The organism is Rhodobacter sp. NTK016B, assembly GCF_017303295.1.
Classification (GTDB): domain Bacteria; phylum Pseudomonadota; class Alphaproteobacteria; order Rhodobacterales; family Rhodobacteraceae; genus Pararhodobacter.
Window position 1 is genome coordinate 1 of record NZ_JAFKOK010000046.1, and the last position, 382, is coordinate 382.

At 69.1% G+C, this 382-nt stretch carries 1 protein-coding gene; it reads left to right on the forward strand.

Features of this window, described 5'->3' with window-relative positions; translation table 11 throughout:
- A partial coding sequence (locus JI664_RS23640) for a hypothetical protein (RefSeq protein WP_207016241.1) occupies nt 1–382 on the forward strand: 382 nt, incomplete at both ends.

Here is a 382-nt window from a genome sequence, read left to right on the forward strand (position 1 = left end):
CCCTTTCCCCCAAGGCCCTTTTCGTCGCCGCCGCCCTTGCCGTGCCCGCCACGCTGCCGCTGGCCGCCCCGGCGCAGGCCTCGGGCGCGCTGTCGATCAATATCGCGCCGTCGAATGCCCGCGAGGCCCAACTCCTGCGCCTCGGCCTGGCCGCCTATGCCCTGCATCACGACATCGAGACCAACGGCCATGTCACCCAGCAAGGCGCCCATAACGCCGCCGGCATCGCCCAGGGCGCCACCGATCAGGCGATCATCCATCAGGACGGCACCGGCCATACCGGCACCGTCTCGCAAACCGGCGGCCACAACGCCTATGGCCTCTTCCAGTTCGGACAGAACACAACCTCCCACGTCGCGCAGTCCGGCGGACAAACAGGCCT